Source organism: Pseudomonas sp. R37(2017) (assembly GCF_002113375.1).
GTDB lineage: Bacteria > Pseudomonadota > Gammaproteobacteria > Pseudomonadales > Pseudomonadaceae > Aquipseudomonas.
Genome location: NZ_NEHO01000010.1, coordinates 37,825 through 56,488 on the forward strand (window position 1 = coordinate 37,825; position 18,664 = coordinate 56,488).

The following is an 18,664-nucleotide window of genomic DNA, read 5'->3' on the forward strand; positions in this document are numbered from 1 at the left end:
AAAGAGTCATCACGTGATTCAAAGAACCGCGCATTATAGGGAACATGTCCCCTGGTTCCTACCGTTGTGCGTCCGACGGCTGTGCTATAGTTTGCGCCCTCATTTTTGCCCCGATGTGTTACCCGCCCACCATGACCAAACGTGAAGCTCCAATCTACAAGGTGATTTTCCTCAACCAGGGCCAGGTGTTCGAAATGTACGCCAAGCAGATCTATCAAAGTGATCTGTGGGGCTTTCTGGAAGTGGAAGAGTTCGTCTTTGGCGAGCGCACGCAAGTGGTCGTCGATCCGAGCGAAGAAAAGCTCAAGGCTCAGTTTGAAGGCGTGGTGCGCAGCTTTGTGCCAATGCATTCGATCGTGCGTATCGATGAAGTCGAGCGTCTGGGCACACCGAAAATCAGCGAAGCCCGCGCCGGGGTAGGCAATGTAATGCCGTTTCCGATGCCGATGCCGGAGAAGTAAGGCTCTGTGGCGAGGGGGCTTGTCGGATCGCCGCACCGTCCCGTTCGGCTGCGCAGCAGTCGTAAATTCAGTTAATGTGATTCTTCTGGAAGAACGCGGCGGCTGGTTTTAGGGCCGCTACGCAGCCCAACGGGGGCAAGCCCCCTCGCCACAGGTGACCGAGTCGCTGTCAAGGCAGTGGCGCGAACGGCGTACGCCCATCGGCGCTCTGCAATTCCATCAGATATTTACGGAAAATTTGCCCGAGCACCTGGGTAGCAAGCTCCAGTTCTTCGCGGGGCATCTTTTCGGTGACTTCGTCAGCGGTGTCCAGTGCATCTTCGGCGCCGTTGACCGCCGCCATCTTCAGCAGGATATACGCCTGAACGTTATTGGCCGGCACGCCTTCGCCGTGGAAGAACATGGTGCCTAATTTGAATTGCGCCTGGGCGTGGCCTTGCAGCGAGGCCTTTTCGAAATAGCTCAGGGCTTGATTGAGGTCGCGTGGCGCGTTTTTGCCTTCGTAGTAGAACTCACCCAACTCGTATTGCGCTTGCGCATCCCCTTCATCCGACGCTTTCTGGCAGGCGGCGAGCGCTTGTTCCAGGTCCTGCGGCTGGGTATTGAGGGTGCAGCGACCCATCGCTGGGATCAACAACGAGTTGCCGCCTGCTTGTGCGTGCGCGAGCAGGGGCTGAAGAAGCAACAGGCAGCCCAGTGCAAGGGTGCGGCCGGTGCGGTTCATGGGAATCGACTTACCTCTGAAGGGCGCGCGGACCCATCGAGGGGATCCAATAAGCGCGCATTATGAAATAAGCGGGGCCAACCTTACAAAGTCTTTACTCGTTTTTCTGCTGCGCGGGAAACATATCAGCGGTTTTGCGGAGGATTTTTGCTGAAACTGTAGGAACACAGGCAGGCGTGTAGGTGAAAGCTGACGTCGGCAATGGCCAACGTCAGCGCTACAGCGTTATTTCAAGGCAGCGAAGGCGCGCTCGGCGGCGTCCAGGGTCAGTTTCAGCTCGGCTTCGCCATGAGCGATCGAAGTGAAACCGGCTTCGAAGGCGCTCGGTGCCAGGTACACGCCGCCTTCCAGCATCAGGTGGAAGAAACGACCGAACAGGGCTGCGTCGCTGGCCATGACGTCATCGAAGGTGACAATGTCGTCGGCGCCGCTGAAGTACAGACCGAACATGCCGCCGGCCTGGGTGGTCACGAACGGGATGCCGGCCGCGTCGGCGCGCTGTTGCAGGCCGTCGAGCAGGCGAGTGGTGTAGTCGGTCAGTTCGGCGTGGAAGCCCGGGCGGCTGATCAGGCGCAGGGTGGTCAGGCCTGCGGCCATCGCCAGCGGGTTGCCGGACAGCGTGCCGGCCTGGTAGACCGGGCCCAGCGGAGCGATGCGCTGCATGATTTCACGCTTGCCGCCGAAGCAGCCGACCGGCATGCCGCCACCGATGATCTTGCCGAAGGTGGTCAGGTCCGGCGTCACGCCGTAGTAGGCCTGGGCACCGCCGAGGGCGACACGGAAACCGGTCATCACTTCGTCGAAAATCAGCACCACGCCGTGCTTGTCGCACAGGGTCCGCAGGCCTTCGAGGAAACCCGGTGCCGGCGGCACGCAGTTCATGTTGCCGGCCACTGGCTCGACGATGATGCAGGCGACGTCCTGGCCGACTTCGGCGAGCATGCTCTCAACGGCGTCGATGTCGTTGAACGGCAGGGTCAGTGTGTGTTTGGCGAACGCGGCCGGCACACCGGCCGAGCTCGGCACGCCTTGGGTCAGTGCGCCGGAACCGGCCTTGACCAGCAGGCTGTCGGAGTGACCGTGGTAGCAGCCTTCGAACTTGATGATGCTGTCGCGGCCGGTGAAACCACGGGCCAGGCGAATGGCGCTCATGGTTGCCTCGGTGCCGGAGCTGACCATGCGCACCATTTCCATCGACGGCACGAGCGAGCAGACCAGGTCGGCCATCTGCGTTTCCATCTCGGTCGGGGCGCCGTAGGACAACCCGTGCTCAAGCTGCTTGCGCACGGCGTCCAGCACGTCCGGGTGGCTGTGGCCGAGGATCATCGGGCCCCATGAACCGACGTAATCCACATAGCGCTTGTTGTCTTCGTCGGTGACGTAGGCGCCTTCGGCGTGCTTGAAGAACAACGGCGTGCCGCCGACGCTCTTGAACGCGCGTACCGGCGAGTTCACGCCACCGGGAATGTGTTTCTGGGCATTGGCAAACAGCGTTTCGGAACGAGACATGATCGGGCTCTCAAATCAGATTTTAAGCGGCTTGAATAGAAAACAATTCGTTGAAGGCGCGGGCGCGACGGGTCACTTCGGCGGTGCTTTCGGCGCCAAACAGACCATGCACCACCGCCAGCAGATCGACGCCGTGGGCCACCAGCGGGGCGGCGTTGTCCAGGGTGATACCGCCAATTGCGCAGATCGGCAATTGCAACTGCTTGCGGGCCTGATCGAGCAGTTCGAGGCTGCAGGTCGGTGCGCCGGGCTTGGTGTTCGAATTGAAGAAACGACCGAAGGCAACGTAGCTGGCGCCTTCTTTGGCAGCCTGTTCGGCCAGTTCGAGTTGCGCGTGGCAAGTTGAACCGATGATCGCCTGACGCCCCAGCAGTGCACGAGCCGGAGTCAGCGGGCCGTCGGTCTGACCCAGGTGCACGCCGACGTTCAGGCGTGCCGCCAACTCGGCGTCGTCGTTGATGATCAACTGTGTCTTGTAGCGTTCGCACAACTCGCGCAAGGCCTCGGCCTCACGCAGGCGGCGGGTGTCGTCACTGCTCTTGTCACGGTATTGCAGCAAGGTGACGCCGCCTTCCAGCGCCGCCTCCACGTACTTGAGCAACTTGCCGTCCAGCAAATGGCTGTCGGTAATGGCGTACAGGCCACGTAGTTTCATCGGACAAGCCTCACCACATTGCAAAAGAAGTTACGAACAGAAATCCAGTGGCAAACGGCGCGGTACAAACTGGCCTTTGCCCAGTTGCTCGGCATCACGCAGGGTGCGCCACGTGTAGTCAAGCGCGGTCTGTACGGCACTGGCGAGGTTTTCGCCCTGGGCCAGACGACCGGCCAGCGCGCTGGCCAGGGTGCAACCGGAACCGTGATAACTGCCGGGCAAGCGCTGACAGGTATAGGTTTCGCGCAAGCCGTCGCGGCTGTACAGGCGATTGTGGATTTCGGTTTCGTCGCCATGGCCACCGGTGATCAGTAGGTGTTTGACGAACGGCAGGAGTTTTTCAGCGCACTCGTCCGCGGTGCCTTCTGGCAGTTCGGCGAGGATCCGGGCTTCGGGAAGGTTGGGGGTCGCAATGATCGACAGGGGCAGCAGGCGTTCGCGCATGGCGTAGCCGACTTCGTCCTTGCCCAGGCGTCCGCCACCGCCAGCGCGCAGCACTGGGTCGCAGACCACTGGCAAGTGCGGGTGCGCCGAAAGCAGTTCGACAACGGTGTCGACCATTTCCAGGGAACCGAGCATACCCAGTTTGACTGCAGCGACTTCGGAGTCGTTGAGCACGGCATTGGCCTGGGCCAGTACCCACTCACGGTCGAGGACGCGGAAGTCCGTGACATTGACGGTGTCTTGCACGGTCAGGGCGGTGACGGCCGGAGCCGCATGGCAACCTTGAGCGAGCAGGGCTTCGATATCTGCCTGCAAGCCGGCGCCACCACTTGGGTCGTGGCCGGAGAGACAGAGGACAACGGGGCGAGAGCTGTAGATATTCATGGTGCGCGAGCTTACCACCAAACCTGTTTATCGGGTGCTGTGGCTGTGTGTTTGGTCGATACATTGTGGCGAGGGGGCTTGCCCCCGTTGGGCAGCGAAGCGGCCCCGACTTTTTTCAGCTATACCGCGTTGCCGGACTTTACGACTGCTTTGCAGTCGAACGGGGGCAAGCCCCCTCGCCACAATGATTTTTTGCCATTGATAATCGTTTATATGTATCTCTGAAACGCCCGTCCTAGAGCCTTTTCGTGAAAGATTTCAATGGTATTCAATGGCCATCAGCAGCTATGCTAGAGTGGATCCAAACCAATAACAGGTGATACCGGGTTACGTCTGCTCAAAAGGAATGGGGGGCTTCCTGACAGAACCGGACAGGCCACGCTGGGGCTTCAATGCGCTATTTGCTGATGTTGCTGTTGTGTTTGCCCCTCCTGGCAAACGCCGTCGAGTTCGATGAGTTCACTCAAAGCCTCCCCTTGGGCCGAACCCTGCAGGTCTACGAGGACGCAGGTGGTCAGGCGACCATCGTGGATATCCTTGCGCAAGCGGCGGCCGGCAACTTCAAGCCGCACCACAAGGAAACGCTCAACGCCGGTTACTCGCGTTCGGTGTTCTGGCTGAAAATCGACCTGCATTACCGTCCTGCCAATCCGGCGGCGCAAAGGACCTGGCTGTTGGAACTGGCCTATCCACCCCTCGATCGTCTCGACCTCTATTTGCCCGATGCGGACGGCAACTATCAGTTGGCCAGGCAGACCGGCGATGCCTTGCCCTTTGCCAGTCGCGAGATTCGTCAAAACAACTATTTGTTCAGCCTGACATTCAAACCTGAGCAGGCCGAAACCGTATTCCTGCGCTTGCAAAGCGAAGGTTCGATCCAGGCACCGGTCACCTTGTGGTCAAGCACCGCCTACCTCGAAGATCAACCCGTGCGCCTCTACGTACTGGGGCTGATCTACGGCGTGCTGCTGGGGATGCTGGTCTACAACCTGTTCATCTACCTCAGCGTGCGCGACACCAGTTACCTCTATTACATCTTCTATATCGCCTCGTTCGGCTTGTATCAGCTGTCGGTAAACGGTGCGGCCGTGCAGTATTTCTGGCCGGACAATCCTTGGTGGGCCAACGCCGCGACACCGTTTTTCATCGGCTGTGCGGGGTTGTTCGGCAGTCAGTTCGCCCGCAGCTTTCTGCAGATGGCCACCCACAGTCGCTGGTTCGACCGCTTGCTGCTGGCTCTGGTGGCTTTCGGTGCGCTGGTGGTCGGCCTGTCGTTGATGACCAGTTACGCCCTGGCCTTGCGCCTGGCCACGGCCCTGGCGCTGACGTTCACCGTGGTGATTTTTGCCGCGGGGATCTATGCCTGGCTGCGGGGCCTGCGGGTTGCGCGGTATTTCATCATCGCCTGGTCGGCGTTCTTGCTGGGTGGCATCGTCAATACGCTGATGGTGCTTGGCTATCTGCCGAACGTGTTCCTGGCCATGTACTCCAGCCAGATCGGCTCGGCCATCGAAGTGGCGTTGCTCTCCCTGGCGCTGGCCGACCGTATCAACGCCATGCGCGAACAGCAGGCACAAACCCTGTTCGACGCCAGCCAGAAGCTTGAAGTGCTCAACCAGCAACTGGCGCGCAGTAACAAGCTCAAGGACGAATTTTTGGCCACACTGACCCATGAGCTGCGTACGCCCATGAATGGTGTGATCGGTTCGCTGGAACTGATGCAGACGGTCGAAATGGACCCGGAGCTTGAGCAGTATCAGCAGACGGCTTCGGGGTCGGCGCGGGACATGATGCGCATGGTCAACGGCATTCTCACCCTCACTGAATTGCAGGCCGGCAAGCTCGAGGCCTCGGCCGGCACCTTCAGCTTGCGCGGCATGGTCGAGGCACTGCGCGCGCAGTTCGAGGGCAACGCAGCGGGCAAGTCGCTGGACTTCAAGGTCGACATCGCACCAGGTGTGCCGGATCGATTGCACGGCGACAACGTCAAGATCGCGCAATGCCTGGAATGTCTGCTGGATAACGCCATCAAGTTCACCAAGGTCGGCGGTCTGGCCTTGCGGGTGACCGGCAAGGCCATCGCGCCCGATCGGCTGGCCTTGACCTTCGCGGTGATCGACACTGGCATCGGCTTCACCGATTTGGGGGAGGCCACGATGTATCAGCGGTTCTTCCAGCTCGATGGCTCGATGACCCGTGAATATGGTGGCCTGGGTGTTGGCCTGGCGATTTGCCGACAGTTGGTGGAATTGCTCGGCGGACGCCTGACCCATCGCTCCGAGCCAGGGCGTGGCAGCCGGTTTCAGCTGGATGTGGAAGTCGGGGTGCCGGTGGCCGAACGTCCGGTGACGCCGTTGATGACTCGGGATTTGCCACGCCTGCGCTTGCCTCAGGATTGTGCCGTGCTGCTGGTCGACGGCAACAGCATCAGCCAGTTGGTGATACGCGGCATGTTGCTCAAACTGGGTTTCCGCGTGCGCACGGCGGACAGCGCCGATATCGCGTTCGAGCTCCTGCCGCGCGAAGTGTTTGACGCGGTGCTGGTCGATTGTCAGTTGCCGCTACAGGACGGTGAATCGCTGTGCTGCCGGATTCGCGCGATACCGGGCTATGCCGAGCTGCCGTTGTTCATGATCGCCCTGAGCGTTGACCGAGAGCTGTGCCCGACCGGCGCGCTGATTGATTACTTGAGCAAACCGGTGAAATTCGAAGAATTGCAGACTGCGCTCTACCGCCGTGTGCTATGCCCGCAACAGGGTGAAAGCGCCGACAGTTAGGCGGATATGACACTTTGTCAGGCCGAGGGGTGGTGCTTAACTGAAGTCCCTTGGCCGACCAAAGGAGCCCCGTCATGAACCTGCATCAGTTCGCCGAAACCCACGAAGTCACTAACCAGCCACCGTCACTGGACGGCGCCAACCTGTACCGCATCGACTTGCCGTTGCAGGAATGGTCGCGGCGCTTCGGGGCCGGTTGGGCCGAATCGCGGATCGACGCCTATGGCGCGCTGGCCGGTGGTCCGTTGATGGAAGCCGGGTTCCTGGCCAATCAGAACAAGCCGGTGTTCAACAGTCATGATCGCTTCGGTCATCGTATCGATCTGGTGGAATTTCATCCGGCTTATCACCAATTGATGCGCACGGCGGTCGAGCATGGCTTGACCTCGCTGCCCTGGGCGCACCCGCAGGATGGCGCCCATGTCGCACGCGCTGCGATGTCGTACCTGCATAGCCAGGCCGAAGCCGGCAGTGGCTGTCCGTTGACCATGACCTTCGCCAGCGTTCCGGCCATGCGCCTGCAACCGGACCTGGCCGAAAAGTGGCTGCCGAAAATCCTCGCCACCGAATACGACCCGCGCAATGTCGGCATGGCCCACAAGGCCGGAGTCACCATCGGCATGGCCATGACCGAGAAGCAGGGCGGCACCGATGTGCGGGCCAATACCACCAAGGCCTATCCGGTCGGTGCCAGTGGTCCGGGCCAGGCCTATGAGCTGGTGGGGCACAAGTGGTTTTGTTCGGCGCCGATGTGCGACGCCTTCCTGACACTGGCACAGACCGACAAGGGCCTGACCTGTTTCCTGTTGCCGCGCCACCGCCCGGACGACACTCGCAACCAGTTCTATATCCAGCGCCTGAAGAACAAGCTCGGCAATTGCTCCAACGCTTCCAGCGAAGTGGAGTTCCGGGGCGCGCTGGCGTGGATGATCGGTGAAGAGGGGCGTGGCGTTCCGACCATCATCGAGATGGTCGCCATGACTCGCTTCGATTGCATGGTCGGTTCCAGTTCGCTGATGCGTCAGGCGCTGACTCAGGCCAGCCATCACTGCGCTCACCGTTCGGTGGGCGGCAAACTGCTCAGCGAACAGCCGTTGATGCAGAACGTACTGGCGGATCTGGCGCTGGAAAGCGAAGCCGCCCTGGCCTTGAGCCTGCGCATGGGCCGGGCGCTGGATCATCTGGACGATTCGCAGGAAGCCAGGTTCGCCCGTCTGGTGACAGCAGTGGGCAAGTATTGGATCTGCAAGCGGGCGCCGGCCATGATCAATGAAGCGGCGGAATGCATGGGCGGCGCGGGTTATGTCGAGGAAAGCATCCTGCCGCGGCTTTACCGCGAGGCGCCGGTGAATTCGACATGGGAAGGCTCCGGCAACGTGCAATGCCTCGACGTGCTGCGTGCCCTGTCCAAAGAGCCGGGCGTGCTTGATGCGCTGTTCGACGAGTTGGGCGATGGCCATGGCGACAAGCGCCTGGCTGCACACATCCATCAATTGCAGGCGGCGTTCAAGGACACCGGTGACATTCAGTACCGTGCCCGGCAGTTGACCGAGGATATCGCGCTGGGGCTGCAGGCCAAGCTGTTGCTCGAAGCCGGGAATTCGGTGGTCAGCGATGCCTTCATCGCCAGTCGCCTGGAGGGTGGTGGCCGAGTGTACGGCGCTTTGCCACGAGGCTTGGACGTGGAAACCATTGTCGCCCGTTCGACCCCGCAAGGCTTCTAAGCGACACCGGTCTCTTGTGGGAGCGAGCCTGCTCGCGAAGGCGGTGTCATAGTCAACATTGATGTGACTGACAGACCGCTTTCGTCGGAACGCCGCCCGGAGCAGGCTCGCTCCCACAGTGGTTTTCTATACACAGTCAATGCCACTGTTCCCGTGAAGCGACGATGCAGGCAAGATGAAGGTCTGCAAGTCAGAACACAGGATGCTGATCGTGACCGAAGCTTTTATTGTCGTTCAAACCGCCGAGCAAGCCGTGGATCGGCTTGCACTCTTGCACAATCGTGCAACCACCGCGCTGAGTCAGGCGCTCAAGCGCTACCTCAAGGATCGCGTCGAGCCTGATGCCGAGCAGCGGGCATTGTTCCGTTATCCCGAACTGCGCCTGACCTACCATTGCCAGGGTGAAGTCCCGCAGACCACCCGTGCCTATGCCAAGGTCCAACTGCCGGGCACCTACAGCGTCACCGTCACCCATCCATCGGCTTTTCGCAAATACCTGCTGGAACAGCTCGTTCCGCTGATGCACGACTTCACCGTGACGGTGGAGGTCGGTGTCAGCGAGCAGAACATTCCGTATCCGTATGTGGTCGAGCAGGGCGATGAGCTGGCCGGTTCCGGTGTCACGGCCGCCGTGCTGGCGCGGGTGTTCCCGAGTACCGACCTGTCCGCCGCGACCGATGGCATTGCCGACGGTCTGTACGATTGGGAAAACACCGACCCGCTGCCCCTGGCCCTGTTCGATGCCGCGCGGGTGGACTTCTCCCTGCGCCGACTGGTGCATTACACCGGCAGTGACTGGCGTCATGTACAGCCGTGGATCCTGCTGACCAACTACCACCGCTACGTCGACCAGTTCATCGTCCATGGCCTGGAACAACTGCGCAAAGACCCGCGCTTCGTGCGCATGGTGCTGCCGGGTAACGTGATCATCGACAAGAGCATGGATCACGACGAAGCCTCGGCCATTGCCGCCGGGGTGGTCTGGCACCGTTACCAGATGCCGGCCTATCACCTGATCGCCAGCGATGGCCACGGTGTGACTTTGGTCAACATCGGCGTCGGCCCGTCCAACGCCAAGAACATCACTGACCACCTGGCCGTGCTGCGCCCGCATTGCTGGCTGATGATCGGTCACTGCGGCGGCCTGCGTCAGTCGCAGACGATTGGCGATTACGTGCTGGCCCATGCCTACATGCGTCGCGACGGCATTCTCGACCGGGTGGTGCCGCCGAACATTCCGATCCCGGCCCTGGCCGAAGTGCAGTTGGCGCTTCAGCAAGCGGCGGCCAACATCACCGGCGAGAAGGGCGACGAACTGAAGAAGCGCCTGCGCACCGGCACCGTGTTGACCTACGACGACCGTAACTGGGAGTTGCGCTGGGCCCAGGAGCGACCGCTGATCAACCTGTCCCGCGCCGTGGCGGTGGACATGGAAAGCGGCACCATCGCCGCGCAGGGTTATCGTTTGCGGGTGCCCTACGGTACGTTGCTGTGCGTCTCGGACAAACCGCTGCACAGCGAAATCAAATTGCCGGGCTCGGCCAACGCCTTCTATGAGCGCGCGGTCAGCCAGCATTTGAAGATCGGTATCGAGGCGGTGGATCTGTTGCGCACCGAGCTCAACTCGCTGCACTCGCGCAAACTGCGCAGCTTCGACGAGCCGCCGTTCCGCTGATTTGTCGATGGTCATTTGACGGTCGGGCTACTAGCATTGGCAGCCCTGACCGTTAGATGTTGTTTTGCCCATGTCGCGTCCATCTCGTCCACCTTCCCGTCGCCCCGGCGCGAAGCCATCCCCATCAGCCCAGCGGCGTATTGCCAAGGCACCGCCGGCCGAGCCGAAACTGATCCTGTTCAACAAACCCTTCGATGTGCTGACGCAATTCAGCGACGGAGAAGGGCGCGCGACCCTCAAGGACTTCATCGATGTTCCGGGAATCTATCCGGCCGGCCGGCTGGATCGCGACAGTGAAGGCCTGTTGCTGCTGACCAATGACGGTCAACTGCAGGCGCGGATCGCCGACCCGAAACACAAGCTGGCCAAGACCTATTGGGTACAGGTCGAAGGCGAGCCGAGCGCAGAGCAATTGCAGCGCTTGCGTGACGGCGTTGAATTGAATGACGGTATGACCTTGCCTGCCGAGGCGCGGCAACTGGACGAACCAGAGTTGTGGCCGCGCAATCCGCCCGTGCGCTTTCGCAAAAGCGTGCCGACCAGTTGGCTGGAGTTGGTGATTCGCGAAGGGCGCAACCGTCAGGTGCGGCGCATGACCGCGGCGGTCGGTTTGCCGACCTTGCGTCTGGTGCGGGTCAGAATCGGTGACTGGACGATCGAAGGGCTCGATCAGGGCCAGTGGAAAGAAGTGCCGGCGCGCTTATAACGTGCCGGTTTCGATCAGGCCGATGACCACGCTTTTGATCACGAATGCCGCGACACCCAGGCCGAGGACGAAGAACAGGATGAACGAGCCGAAGCGCCCGGCCTTGGATTTCTTCGCCAGATCCCAGACGATGAAACCCATGAAAATGATCAGGATCGAGACCAGACCGGTCATCATCCACTCTTCAAAAACTGCAGGATCCATCGGACAACTCCAGCGCGGGCGGGGCTAAAAGGGCGCGGGGAGTATACGCCTCGCAGTCTGCATTCAGTATTGACCTGCGGCAGTGTGTCGCAGCTATTCGTCGCCTGTGCTGGCCCCATCGCGAGCAGGCTCGCTCCTACAGGGATCTCACATGCGCTGGAGATTCACTGTGGGAGCGAGCCTGCTCGCGAAAGCGTCCTCAGCTACGCAAATGCGTCAAAGGCAGCTCGGTGCTATTCAAAACCTGGTTCAGCACAAAACTCGAGCGCACGCTGGTCACGCCTTCAATCCGCGTCAGATGCCCCAGCAGCAGTTTCTGGTAGTGATCCATGTCCGGCACCACAACCTTGAGTTGATAGTCGGCATCCATCCCGGTCACCAGGCTGCATTCGAGCACCTGGGGCAGGGTGCGGATGGCCGCTTCGAAGTTCTCGAAACGCTCCGGCGTGTGACGGTCCATGCCGATCAGCACATAGGCCGTCAGGCTCAGGCCGAGCATTTTGCGGTCGAGCAGGGCGACCTGACGGGAAATGTAACCGTCGTCCTCCAGTTGCTTGACCCGCCGCGAGCACGGTGAAGGCGACAGGCCGATGCGCTCGGCCAGCTCCTGGTTGGAGATGCGTGCGTCGCGTTGCAATTCCGCCAAAATACTCAGGTCGTAACGGTCGAGCTTGCTCATCAAACGGTCCTTTGTCGTAACTATTGCGTAAGATTATGTGTCTTGGGTTAAAAATTGCGCAAGTGGTGTTTAATCAAGCAATCTTCGCAATCCTCTGCTCGCGCTCCCGGCCTATTCTTATCACCAGAATCACTGCTCGGACAAACAGTCCAGTGCGGCCCGCCCAATCAGGCCCGCCGCGGTCGCCACCCCACCGGGGATGTGCCGGCCCCCGAGCTACACTCTGTCCAGAAGACGGCGTGAGGTGAGCCGACGTCAAAAGCGTCGAGCCAGGACGAAGTTCTCCAAGGGGAGGCCGACGGGTCTCCCCTTTTTCTTGCGTGAAATTCGACCCCCAGCCCTCAATAAATAAGTTGCGTGACTGATAACCTGTTGCAGAACCGGTCAGAGCTTTCCCAGTCTTATGTACAGGCCCTAACCCGCAATGAGGAACAGCATGAAAGCGCGCATCTGGCGTTTGGCCGGCGTTGGTTTGCTATGTATCAGTGTCACTGCACAAACGATGGCCGATGAGCAGCAAAACCGTGGGCATGATGGCGGGCAGCACGGCCAGGGTGGGAGTCAGGGCCAAGGTGGCAACAACCAGCCGCGTCCGCAAAATGCCCCACCGCAGAATCAGCCGCATGTGCAAAACATTCCGCCGCAGAGCCCGCCGCGTGTGCAAAACATTCCACCGCAGAGCCCGCCGCGTGTGCAAAACATACCGCCGCAGAACCAGCCGCGTCCGCAAAATGCTCCACAGCAGAACCAGCCGCCTGCGCAAAACATTCCGTCGCAGAACCAGCCAAGTCCGCAAAACTACGGCAACCGCCAGTACGAGCACAACGGCCAGAATCAGCGTCAGAACAATGGCCAGTGGCAGAATCGTCCATTGCCTGATTTCAACAGCCCGGTTCGCTCGCCACCGCCGCCGCCGCAGCTGCCGGCCACTGACATGCCGATCCAGCCCCGCCCCGACACCGTGCACCAGACCCAGCCGCCGATGCGCGGCTACTACCAGGATCAGCCGCATCGCAACAATTACAATCAGCGCTGGAGCGGCTATATCGGTGCTCCGACCAATGACAATCACTGGGAGGGGCGCCCGAGTGGCTATGGTAACGGTTGGGGTCCAGGCCCCAGATATCGCCCCGGCCAGGTGATCGACCGCTTCTCCGAGCGTAACTTTCGCGTGCCTTACCGCGGCATGGATTACTACTATTCCGGTGGCTACTGGTATCGCCCGCTGGGTCCGCGTTATGAGGTGGTAGAGCCGCCACGCGGGATTCACGTGCGCTACCTGCCCGATTATGCCCAGCAGGTGTGGATCGGCGGGGCGCTGCTGTTCCTGGCGGCCGGTTCGTATTACGCCTATCAGGAAAGCACTCAGGACTACGAAGTGGTTGAGCCGCCGGCTGGCCAATCGCAACCGCTGGCTGCCGGCAATGGCTATGACGTGGAGGCGTATCCGGCCAACGGTCAGTCGCCGGAGCAGGTCAGTCGGGATGGCTACGAGTGTTATCAATACGCGGTGCAGCAGAGTGGTTTCGACCCACGTACCGCCACCTACGAGCCAGATCCATCGGTGGTGCAAGCCTACCGACAGGCCCAGGGCAGTTGCCTGAGCAGTCGCGGTTATCAGGTTCAGTAGCAGCTACAAGCTACAAGCTTCTAACTTGCAGCTTAAAACTTGAAGCTTGAAGCTGCTTTTACAGGATCGGCGTGCACCAGCACTTCGGCTCGCGGGTAGGCACTGTGAATGGCTGCGGCTGCCTGGTCGCTGATGCCATGGGCAACCGATAGCGTCAGCTCCCCCGGCAGTTCCAGATGCAACTGTACAAACCACTGGTTGCCGGAGATCCGCGTGCGCAGGTCATGGGCACCCAGCACGCCAGGCACGCTGCAAGCCAGTTCCAGCATGTGCTGGCTGACATCCGGTGGCAGTTCCTCATCCATCAACACCGCCAAGCTCTCCCGGGCGATCTGCACCGCGCTCCAGAGAATGTAGGCAGCGATCCCCAGACCGAACCAGGGGTCGACCTGATGCAGTCCCATCGCGGCCAACACCAGCGCGATCAGAATGCTGCCGTTGAGCAGCATGTCCGAGCGGTAGTGCAGGGAGTCGGCGCGTACCGCGTTGGAGCCGGTGGCCTTGACCACCCGATGCTGAAGGATCAACAACGCCAGGGTCAGCGCGAGCGAGAACACAATCACACCGATGCTGATCCACGGCGCGCCCACGGGCTCGGGATGCTTCAACCGATCGTAGGCCTGCAACGCGATCAGCACCGCACTGCCACCAATGAACAACGCCTGGGCCATGCCCGCCAATGACTCGGCCTTGCCGTGCCCGTAGCGATGATCATCGTCGGCGGGGCGCAGGGCGTAATGCACCGCCAACAGATTGAGCAATGACGTGACGCCGTCGAGTGTCGAGTCGGTGAGCCCGGCGAGCATGCTCACCGAGCCGCTCAGCCACCAGGCTATGGCTTTGGCGGCGATCAACGTGCACGCCACCGCCACCGAGGCACGGGTCGCCAGCCGCAGCAGGCGGGCGTGTTCGGAGCTGGAGGTCATAGGGGCCATCGTTCCTTGAAGAATCCTTTGGCGCGCACGGATTACGCGGCTGGTTGCAGGCCGAACATCGCCAGTTGTTGGGCGCTGCCCTTGCTCTGGATCAGGCGTGGATCATCCAGCGGGAAGCTGCGGCCCAGTTCACGTTCCAGAATAGTCTGCAACTTGCGGTTATCGACTTTGCCGTCGGGACCGATGGCGTCCTTGAGTTTCTGCGGGTCGACCTGGGCGGTCTTGCCCGGCTCGAAGTAAATCGCGCCGGTGGCGAAGTCCACGGCAAACGCGATCAGGCCGGGAATGATGTAGAACAGCAGGCCGACGGCGTCGAGCGCGGCGATGGCCGGGTCGATCTTGCCTTCGATCTGGCCACGGCGATCGGGGTAGAAGATCGAACCGCAGGCGGTCACTTGAGTCAGCAAGGTTGCGACCAGAACACCGCCAATCAGCCGAAAGGTAGCACGCATATGAAATCTCCTGAGTAGAACGCCAATAACGTTAATGGTTAGAGCCCAGACTACGCCAAACAGTTCGCCGTTATACTCGCGGCTCTGTTTTGGAGCCAGCATGATTTCCTTGCCGATCGATGAAGTTTTACCCGCCCTGCGTGAAGCCCTCGCTGCACGCCACGAAGCCGTGCTCGAAGCGCCGCCCGGCGCCGGTAAAACCACCCGCGTACCTTTGGCCTTGCTCGACGAGCCGTGGCTGGCCGGGCAGACCATCCTGATGCTCGAACCCCGCCGGTTGGCCGCGCGCGCAGCGGCGGAGCGGCTGGCCAGTGAGCTGGGGGAGAAGGTCGGCGAAACCGTGGGCTATCGCATTCGTCTCGACAGCAAGGTCGGCCCCGACACCCGCATCGAAGTGGTCACCGAAGGCATCCTCACCCGGCGCCTGCAGGATGACCCGGCGCTGGAAGGCGTGGGCCTGCTGATCTTCGATGAGTTTCACGAGCGCAGTCTCGACGCTGACCTGGCGCTGGCCCTGAGCCTCAATGGCCGCGAACTGTTCCGTGACGATCAGCCGCTGAAAATCCTCTTGATGTCCGCCACGCTTGAAGGCGAACGCTTGTCCGGGTTGCTGGACGACGCGCCGATCCTGCGCAGCGAAGGGCGGATGTTCCCGGTGGCGATGCGCTGGGGCCGGCCGTTCCAGGCCGGTGAATTCATCGAACCGCGCCTGGTGCAGACCATCCTTGAAGCCTTGAACGACGAGGCCGGTAGTGTGCTGGTGTTCTTGCCGGGGCAAGCGGAGATTCGCCGTGTGCATCAGCAATTGGCCGATGCGTTGGGCGAAAATCCAGAGGTGCTGTTGTGTCCGTTGCACGGTGAACTGGACCTGGCGGCGCAACGTGCGGCAATCGATCCGGCCCCGGCGGGCAAGCGCAAAGTGGTGCTGGCCACCAACATCGCCGAAACCAGTTTGACCATCAATGGCGTGCGCGTGGTGATCGATGCCGGGCTGGCGCGGGTACCGCGTTTCGACCCCGGCAGCGGCATGACCCGTCTCGACACCCAGCGCATTTCCAAGGCCAGCGCCACCCAGCGTGCGGGCCGGGCCGGGCGCCTGGAACCCGGTGTGTGTTATCGCTTGTGGTCCCAGGATCAACACGAGCAACTGGCGGCCTATGGCAGTGCGGAAATCCTTTCGGCGGACCTTGCCGGGCTGGCCTTGCAACTGGGACGTTGGGGCGTGACACCGGGGCAACTGGTGTGGCTCGACGTGCCGCCGGCCGCAGCCTATGCGCAGGCCCAGGATCTGCTCGAACGCCTGGGGGCTCTGGAGGGGGAAGCATTGACCCGCCACGGTCAGGCCATGGCCGAACTGCCGGCGCATCCGCGCATCGCTCATTTGCTGTTGCGCGGCCAGGCACTGGGTCTGGCGGACATGGCGTGCGACGTCGCGGCGCTGCTGGGCGAGCGCGATATCTTGCGTGGCGGCGGGGCGGATCTGCACAGTCGATTGGTGTTGCTGTCTGGCGATGAACGCGCTGCACGTGGTGCTCAGGGAGGCGTGCAGCGTGCGCGGCAACTGGCGCGGCAATATCGTGGTTACCTGCGCGGCAAAGCCTCGGAGCCGGTCAGCGATCCGGATCATCCGCGCTGGCTCGGCGCGTTGCTGGCGCTGGCCTATCCGGACCGGGTCGCCCAACAACGACGTGCCGGTGGTGCGGAGTATCGCCTGGCCAACGGTCGTGCCGCCCTGTTCGCCGAGGCCGACAGCCTGATGAAACAACCATGGCTGGTGATCGCCGATCTGGGCAGTCGTCAGGGCCAGCGTGAAGAGCGGATTTATCTGGCGACGGACTTCGATCCGGCGCTCTTCGATTCGGTGCTGGCCGAGCAGGTGCGCTGCGTCGATCAACTGGACTGGGACGAACGCGAGGGCGTGCTGCGTGCCGAGCGTCAGCGCAAGGTCGGTGAACTGATCCTCAGTCGTGAGCCGTTGACCGGCCTCGACGAAACCGCCCGCAGCCAGGCGCTGGTGAACCTGGTGCGGCGCAAAGGCCTGGAGCTGTTGCCGTGGACCCCGGATCTGCGTCAGTGGCAGGCGCGGGTCGCCTTGTTGCGGCAACTGGACCTGGCTGGCAAGGGCGAAAGCGAATGGCCGGATGTCAGCGACGCGGCGTTGCTCAAGAGTCTGGAACACTGGCTGATGCCGTATCTGGGCAAGGTTTCGCGACTCAGTCACTTTGCCAATCTGGACCTGTCCAGCATCGTCCACAACCTGCTGCCATGGCCGCTGCCGCAGCGGCTGGATGAGCTGGCGCCGCATCATTTGAGCGTACCGTCGGGTTCGTCGATCCGTCTGGATTACAGTGAGCAACCGCCGATCCTGGCGGTGCGTTTGCAGGAATTGTTCGGCCTGGCCGAAACCCCGCGCATCGCCGGGGGCCGGCAGGCGGTCAAGCTGCATCTGCTATCCCCGGCGCGGCGGCCGGTGCAGGTGACTCAGGACCTGGCCAACTTCTGGCGCAGCACCTACGCCGAGGTGAAGAAGGATTTGAAAGGGCGTTATCCGAAGCATTACTGGCCGGATGATCCGTTGGTGGCCGAAGCCACCGCGCGGGTCAAACCGCGTAAATAGCGGTTAACACGGAACTTTGTGGTGAGGGAGCAAGCTCCCTCGCCACAAGGGATCAATGCGAGTTTTGGGATTTGGCGGTCAGTTGTTCGCGGCAATAGTCCGCAAACAACTGCGCCGGCTTGGTCAATTGCCCGCGCTTGAGCCACGCCGCTACCAGTCCGGATCCAGTGATGTCTTCGGCAATGTCCACGCACACCACTTTCTGCCCGTCGTAGGTGCATTCCGAATGCGGCTTGGTGACCAGGATCGAAAAACCGAACCCCTGGCCGACCATGCCGCGCACCATCTCGATCGATGGCGAGCTGAAGGCAATGCGCGGGGTCAGGCCCAGCTCATCGAACAGGCTGACGAAGTAGGTCCGGCTCGGCTGTACATCCAGAAGAATCATCGGTTCCAGGTACAGGTCTCGCAACGACACTTGCGCCTGTTGGGCGAAGCGGTGATCCGCCGGCAGCAGCGCATACGGTCGTTGCGCCGGCATCAGCGGTTCGGTCTGGATGGTGCCGTCCAGGTCGTGCTCATAGAGGATCGCCAGGTCGAAGGCGCCGGAGGTCAGGCCTTGCACCAACTCTTGTTGTTCCCCATCGCGGATGCGGATTTCCACCCCCGGATACAGCGCGGAAAACCCGGCGATCAATTGTGGCAGGTACAGCGGCGCGACGGTTTCGAAACAGCCGATATCGATCTGCCCGGACACCACATCGTTGTCGGCCAGGGCGTTCTGCTCGAACTCCCTGGCCATGCGCAGCAGTTCCTGGGCCTTGCGATAGAAGCGGGCACCGCTGGGGGTCAATGACACGCCCTGGGCGTGATGACGGATCAGCAGTTGCACGCCGAAACTGTCTTCCAGACCCTTGATGGCCGTGGAGATCGATGGCTGGGCGATGTACAGCTTGCGCGAGGCCTCGGCGACGCTGCCGCACTCGACAGTGGTGATGAAGTACTTCAGTTGACGCAGATTGTAGGCAGCCACAGCAAACCTCGGGGGAGAACAGATCAGGCATCCAGGCAATTTGCGCGCCACCCCTATCCGCTCGGGCAGCGATTAATCATGGTTGAACAATAACCACATGCTGCGCCAGAAGGGA

General features: G+C 61.5%; 16 protein-coding genes. 7 read left to right on the forward strand and 9 right to left on the reverse strand.

Annotated elements, in window-relative coordinates; all coding sequences use genetic code 11:
• The first annotated feature begins 131 nt into the window (after positions 1–131).
• On the forward strand, positions 132–461 hold the full coding sequence (locus tag CAG47_RS17185) for a DUF1820 family protein (RefSeq protein WP_047736335.1): 330 nt from the start codon (positions 132–134) through the stop codon (positions 459–461).
• A 169-nt stretch (positions 462–630) separates the two neighbouring features.
• On the opposite strand, the gene CAG47_RS17190 is transcribed toward CAG47_RS17185, so the two are convergent.
• The 4 genes from CAG47_RS17190 to CAG47_RS17205 all read right to left on the reverse strand — a co-directional run bounded on the left by CAG47_RS17190 (position 631) and on the right by CAG47_RS17205 (position 4,177).
• Positions 631–1,185, reverse strand: a complete 555-nt coding sequence (locus CAG47_RS17190; protein ID WP_007990647.1) for a tetratricopeptide repeat protein — start codon at positions 1,183–1,185, stop codon at positions 631–633.
• Between the two features lie 225 nt (positions 1,186–1,410).
• Complete coding sequence (hemL, locus tag CAG47_RS17195) at positions 1,411–2,694, reverse strand: glutamate-1-semialdehyde 2,1-aminomutase (protein WP_085726051.1); 1,284 nt, start codon at positions 2,692–2,694, stop codon at positions 1,411–1,413.
• A 22-nt stretch (positions 2,695–2,716) separates the two neighbouring features.
• The gene (gene thiE / locus CAG47_RS17200; protein ID WP_085726052.1) at positions 2,717–3,349 is read right to left on the reverse strand and encodes a thiamine phosphate synthase; all 633 of its coding nucleotides are present in this window, start codon (positions 3,347–3,349) and stop codon (positions 2,717–2,719) included.
• Positions 3,350–3,379: 30 nt separating this feature from the next.
• Positions 3,380–4,177 (reverse strand): hydroxymethylpyrimidine/phosphomethylpyrimidine kinase, encoded by a 798-nt coding sequence (locus CAG47_RS17205; RefSeq protein ID WP_085726053.1) that lies wholly within the window; start codon positions 4,175–4,177, stop codon positions 3,380–3,382.
• 392 nt (positions 4,178–4,569) lie between these two features.
• On the opposite strand from CAG47_RS17205, the gene CAG47_RS17210 reads away from it, so the two are divergent.
• The 4 genes from CAG47_RS17210 to CAG47_RS17225 all read left to right on the forward strand — a co-directional run bounded on the left by CAG47_RS17210 (position 4,570) and on the right by CAG47_RS17225 (position 11,059).
• Positions 4,570–6,954: a hybrid sensor histidine kinase/response regulator gene (locus CAG47_RS17210; RefSeq protein WP_085726054.1), complete on the forward strand. Its 2,385-nt coding sequence runs from the start codon at positions 4,570–4,572 to the stop codon at positions 6,952–6,954.
• A 74-nt stretch (positions 6,955–7,028) separates the two neighbouring features.
• Positions 7,029–8,678 (forward strand): acyl-CoA dehydrogenase family protein, encoded by a 1,650-nt coding sequence (locus tag CAG47_RS17215; RefSeq protein ID WP_085726055.1) that lies wholly within the window; start codon positions 7,029–7,031, stop codon positions 8,676–8,678.
• A gap of 175 nt (positions 8,679–8,853) precedes the next feature.
• Complete coding sequence (amn, locus tag CAG47_RS17220; protein ID WP_177409020.1) at positions 8,854–10,353, forward strand: AMP nucleosidase; 1,500 nt, start codon at positions 8,854–8,856, stop codon at positions 10,351–10,353.
• 139 nt (positions 10,354–10,492) lie between these two features.
• Positions 10,493–11,059 (forward strand): pseudouridine synthase, encoded by a 567-nt coding sequence (locus CAG47_RS17225; RefSeq protein WP_177409026.1) that lies wholly within the window; start codon positions 10,493–10,495, stop codon positions 11,057–11,059.
• Here CAG47_RS17225 and CAG47_RS17230 read toward each other — a convergent pair.
• Both CAG47_RS17230 and CAG47_RS17235 read right to left on the reverse strand, forming a co-directional pair.
• Entirely contained in the window at positions 11,054–11,263 is a 210-nt protein-coding gene (locus tag CAG47_RS17230) for a DUF2788 domain-containing protein (protein ID WP_046815823.1), read from the reverse strand. The two genes, CAG47_RS17225 and CAG47_RS17230, sit on opposite strands and share 6 nt — an antisense overlap.
• Before the next feature lie 199 nt (positions 11,264–11,462).
• Entirely contained in the window at positions 11,463–11,942 is a 480-nt protein-coding gene (locus CAG47_RS17235; RefSeq protein ID WP_007937367.1) for an Lrp/AsnC family transcriptional regulator, read from the reverse strand.
• Positions 11,943–12,378: 436 nt separating this feature from the next.
• Here CAG47_RS17235 and CAG47_RS17240 point away from each other — a divergent pair, with 436 nt between their 5' ends.
• Entirely contained in the window at positions 12,379–13,572 is a 1,194-nt protein-coding gene (locus CAG47_RS17240) for a DUF6515 family protein (RefSeq protein ID WP_256577466.1), read from the forward strand.
• A 32-nt stretch (positions 13,573–13,604) separates the two neighbouring features.
• Here CAG47_RS17240 and CAG47_RS17245 read toward each other — a convergent pair whose 3' ends face one another.
• Together CAG47_RS17245 and CAG47_RS17250 are read right to left on the reverse strand one after the other, a co-directional pair.
• The gene (locus tag CAG47_RS17245) at positions 13,605–14,498 is read right to left on the reverse strand and encodes a cation diffusion facilitator family transporter (protein WP_085726057.1); all 894 of its coding nucleotides are present in this window, start codon (positions 14,496–14,498) and stop codon (positions 13,605–13,607) included.
• Positions 14,499–14,539: 41 nt separating this feature from the next.
• The gene (locus tag CAG47_RS17250) at positions 14,540–14,959 is read right to left on the reverse strand and encodes a polyribonucleotide nucleotidyltransferase (protein ID WP_085726058.1); all 420 of its coding nucleotides are present in this window, start codon (positions 14,957–14,959) and stop codon (positions 14,540–14,542) included.
• A gap of 100 nt (positions 14,960–15,059) precedes the next feature.
• Here CAG47_RS17250 and hrpB point away from each other — a divergent pair, with 100 nt between their 5' ends.
• Positions 15,060–17,576, forward strand: coding sequence for an ATP-dependent helicase HrpB (hrpB, locus tag CAG47_RS17255; protein ID WP_085726059.1), 2,517 nt, complete (start codon positions 15,060–15,062; stop codon positions 17,574–17,576).
• A 52-nt stretch (positions 17,577–17,628) separates the two neighbouring features.
• Here the strand turns inward: hrpB and CAG47_RS17260 are convergent, their stop codons facing one another.
• Entirely contained in the window at positions 17,629–18,549 is a 921-nt protein-coding gene (locus CAG47_RS17260; protein WP_085726060.1) for a LysR family transcriptional regulator, read from the reverse strand.
• Positions 18,550–18,664: the final 115 nt, after the last annotated feature.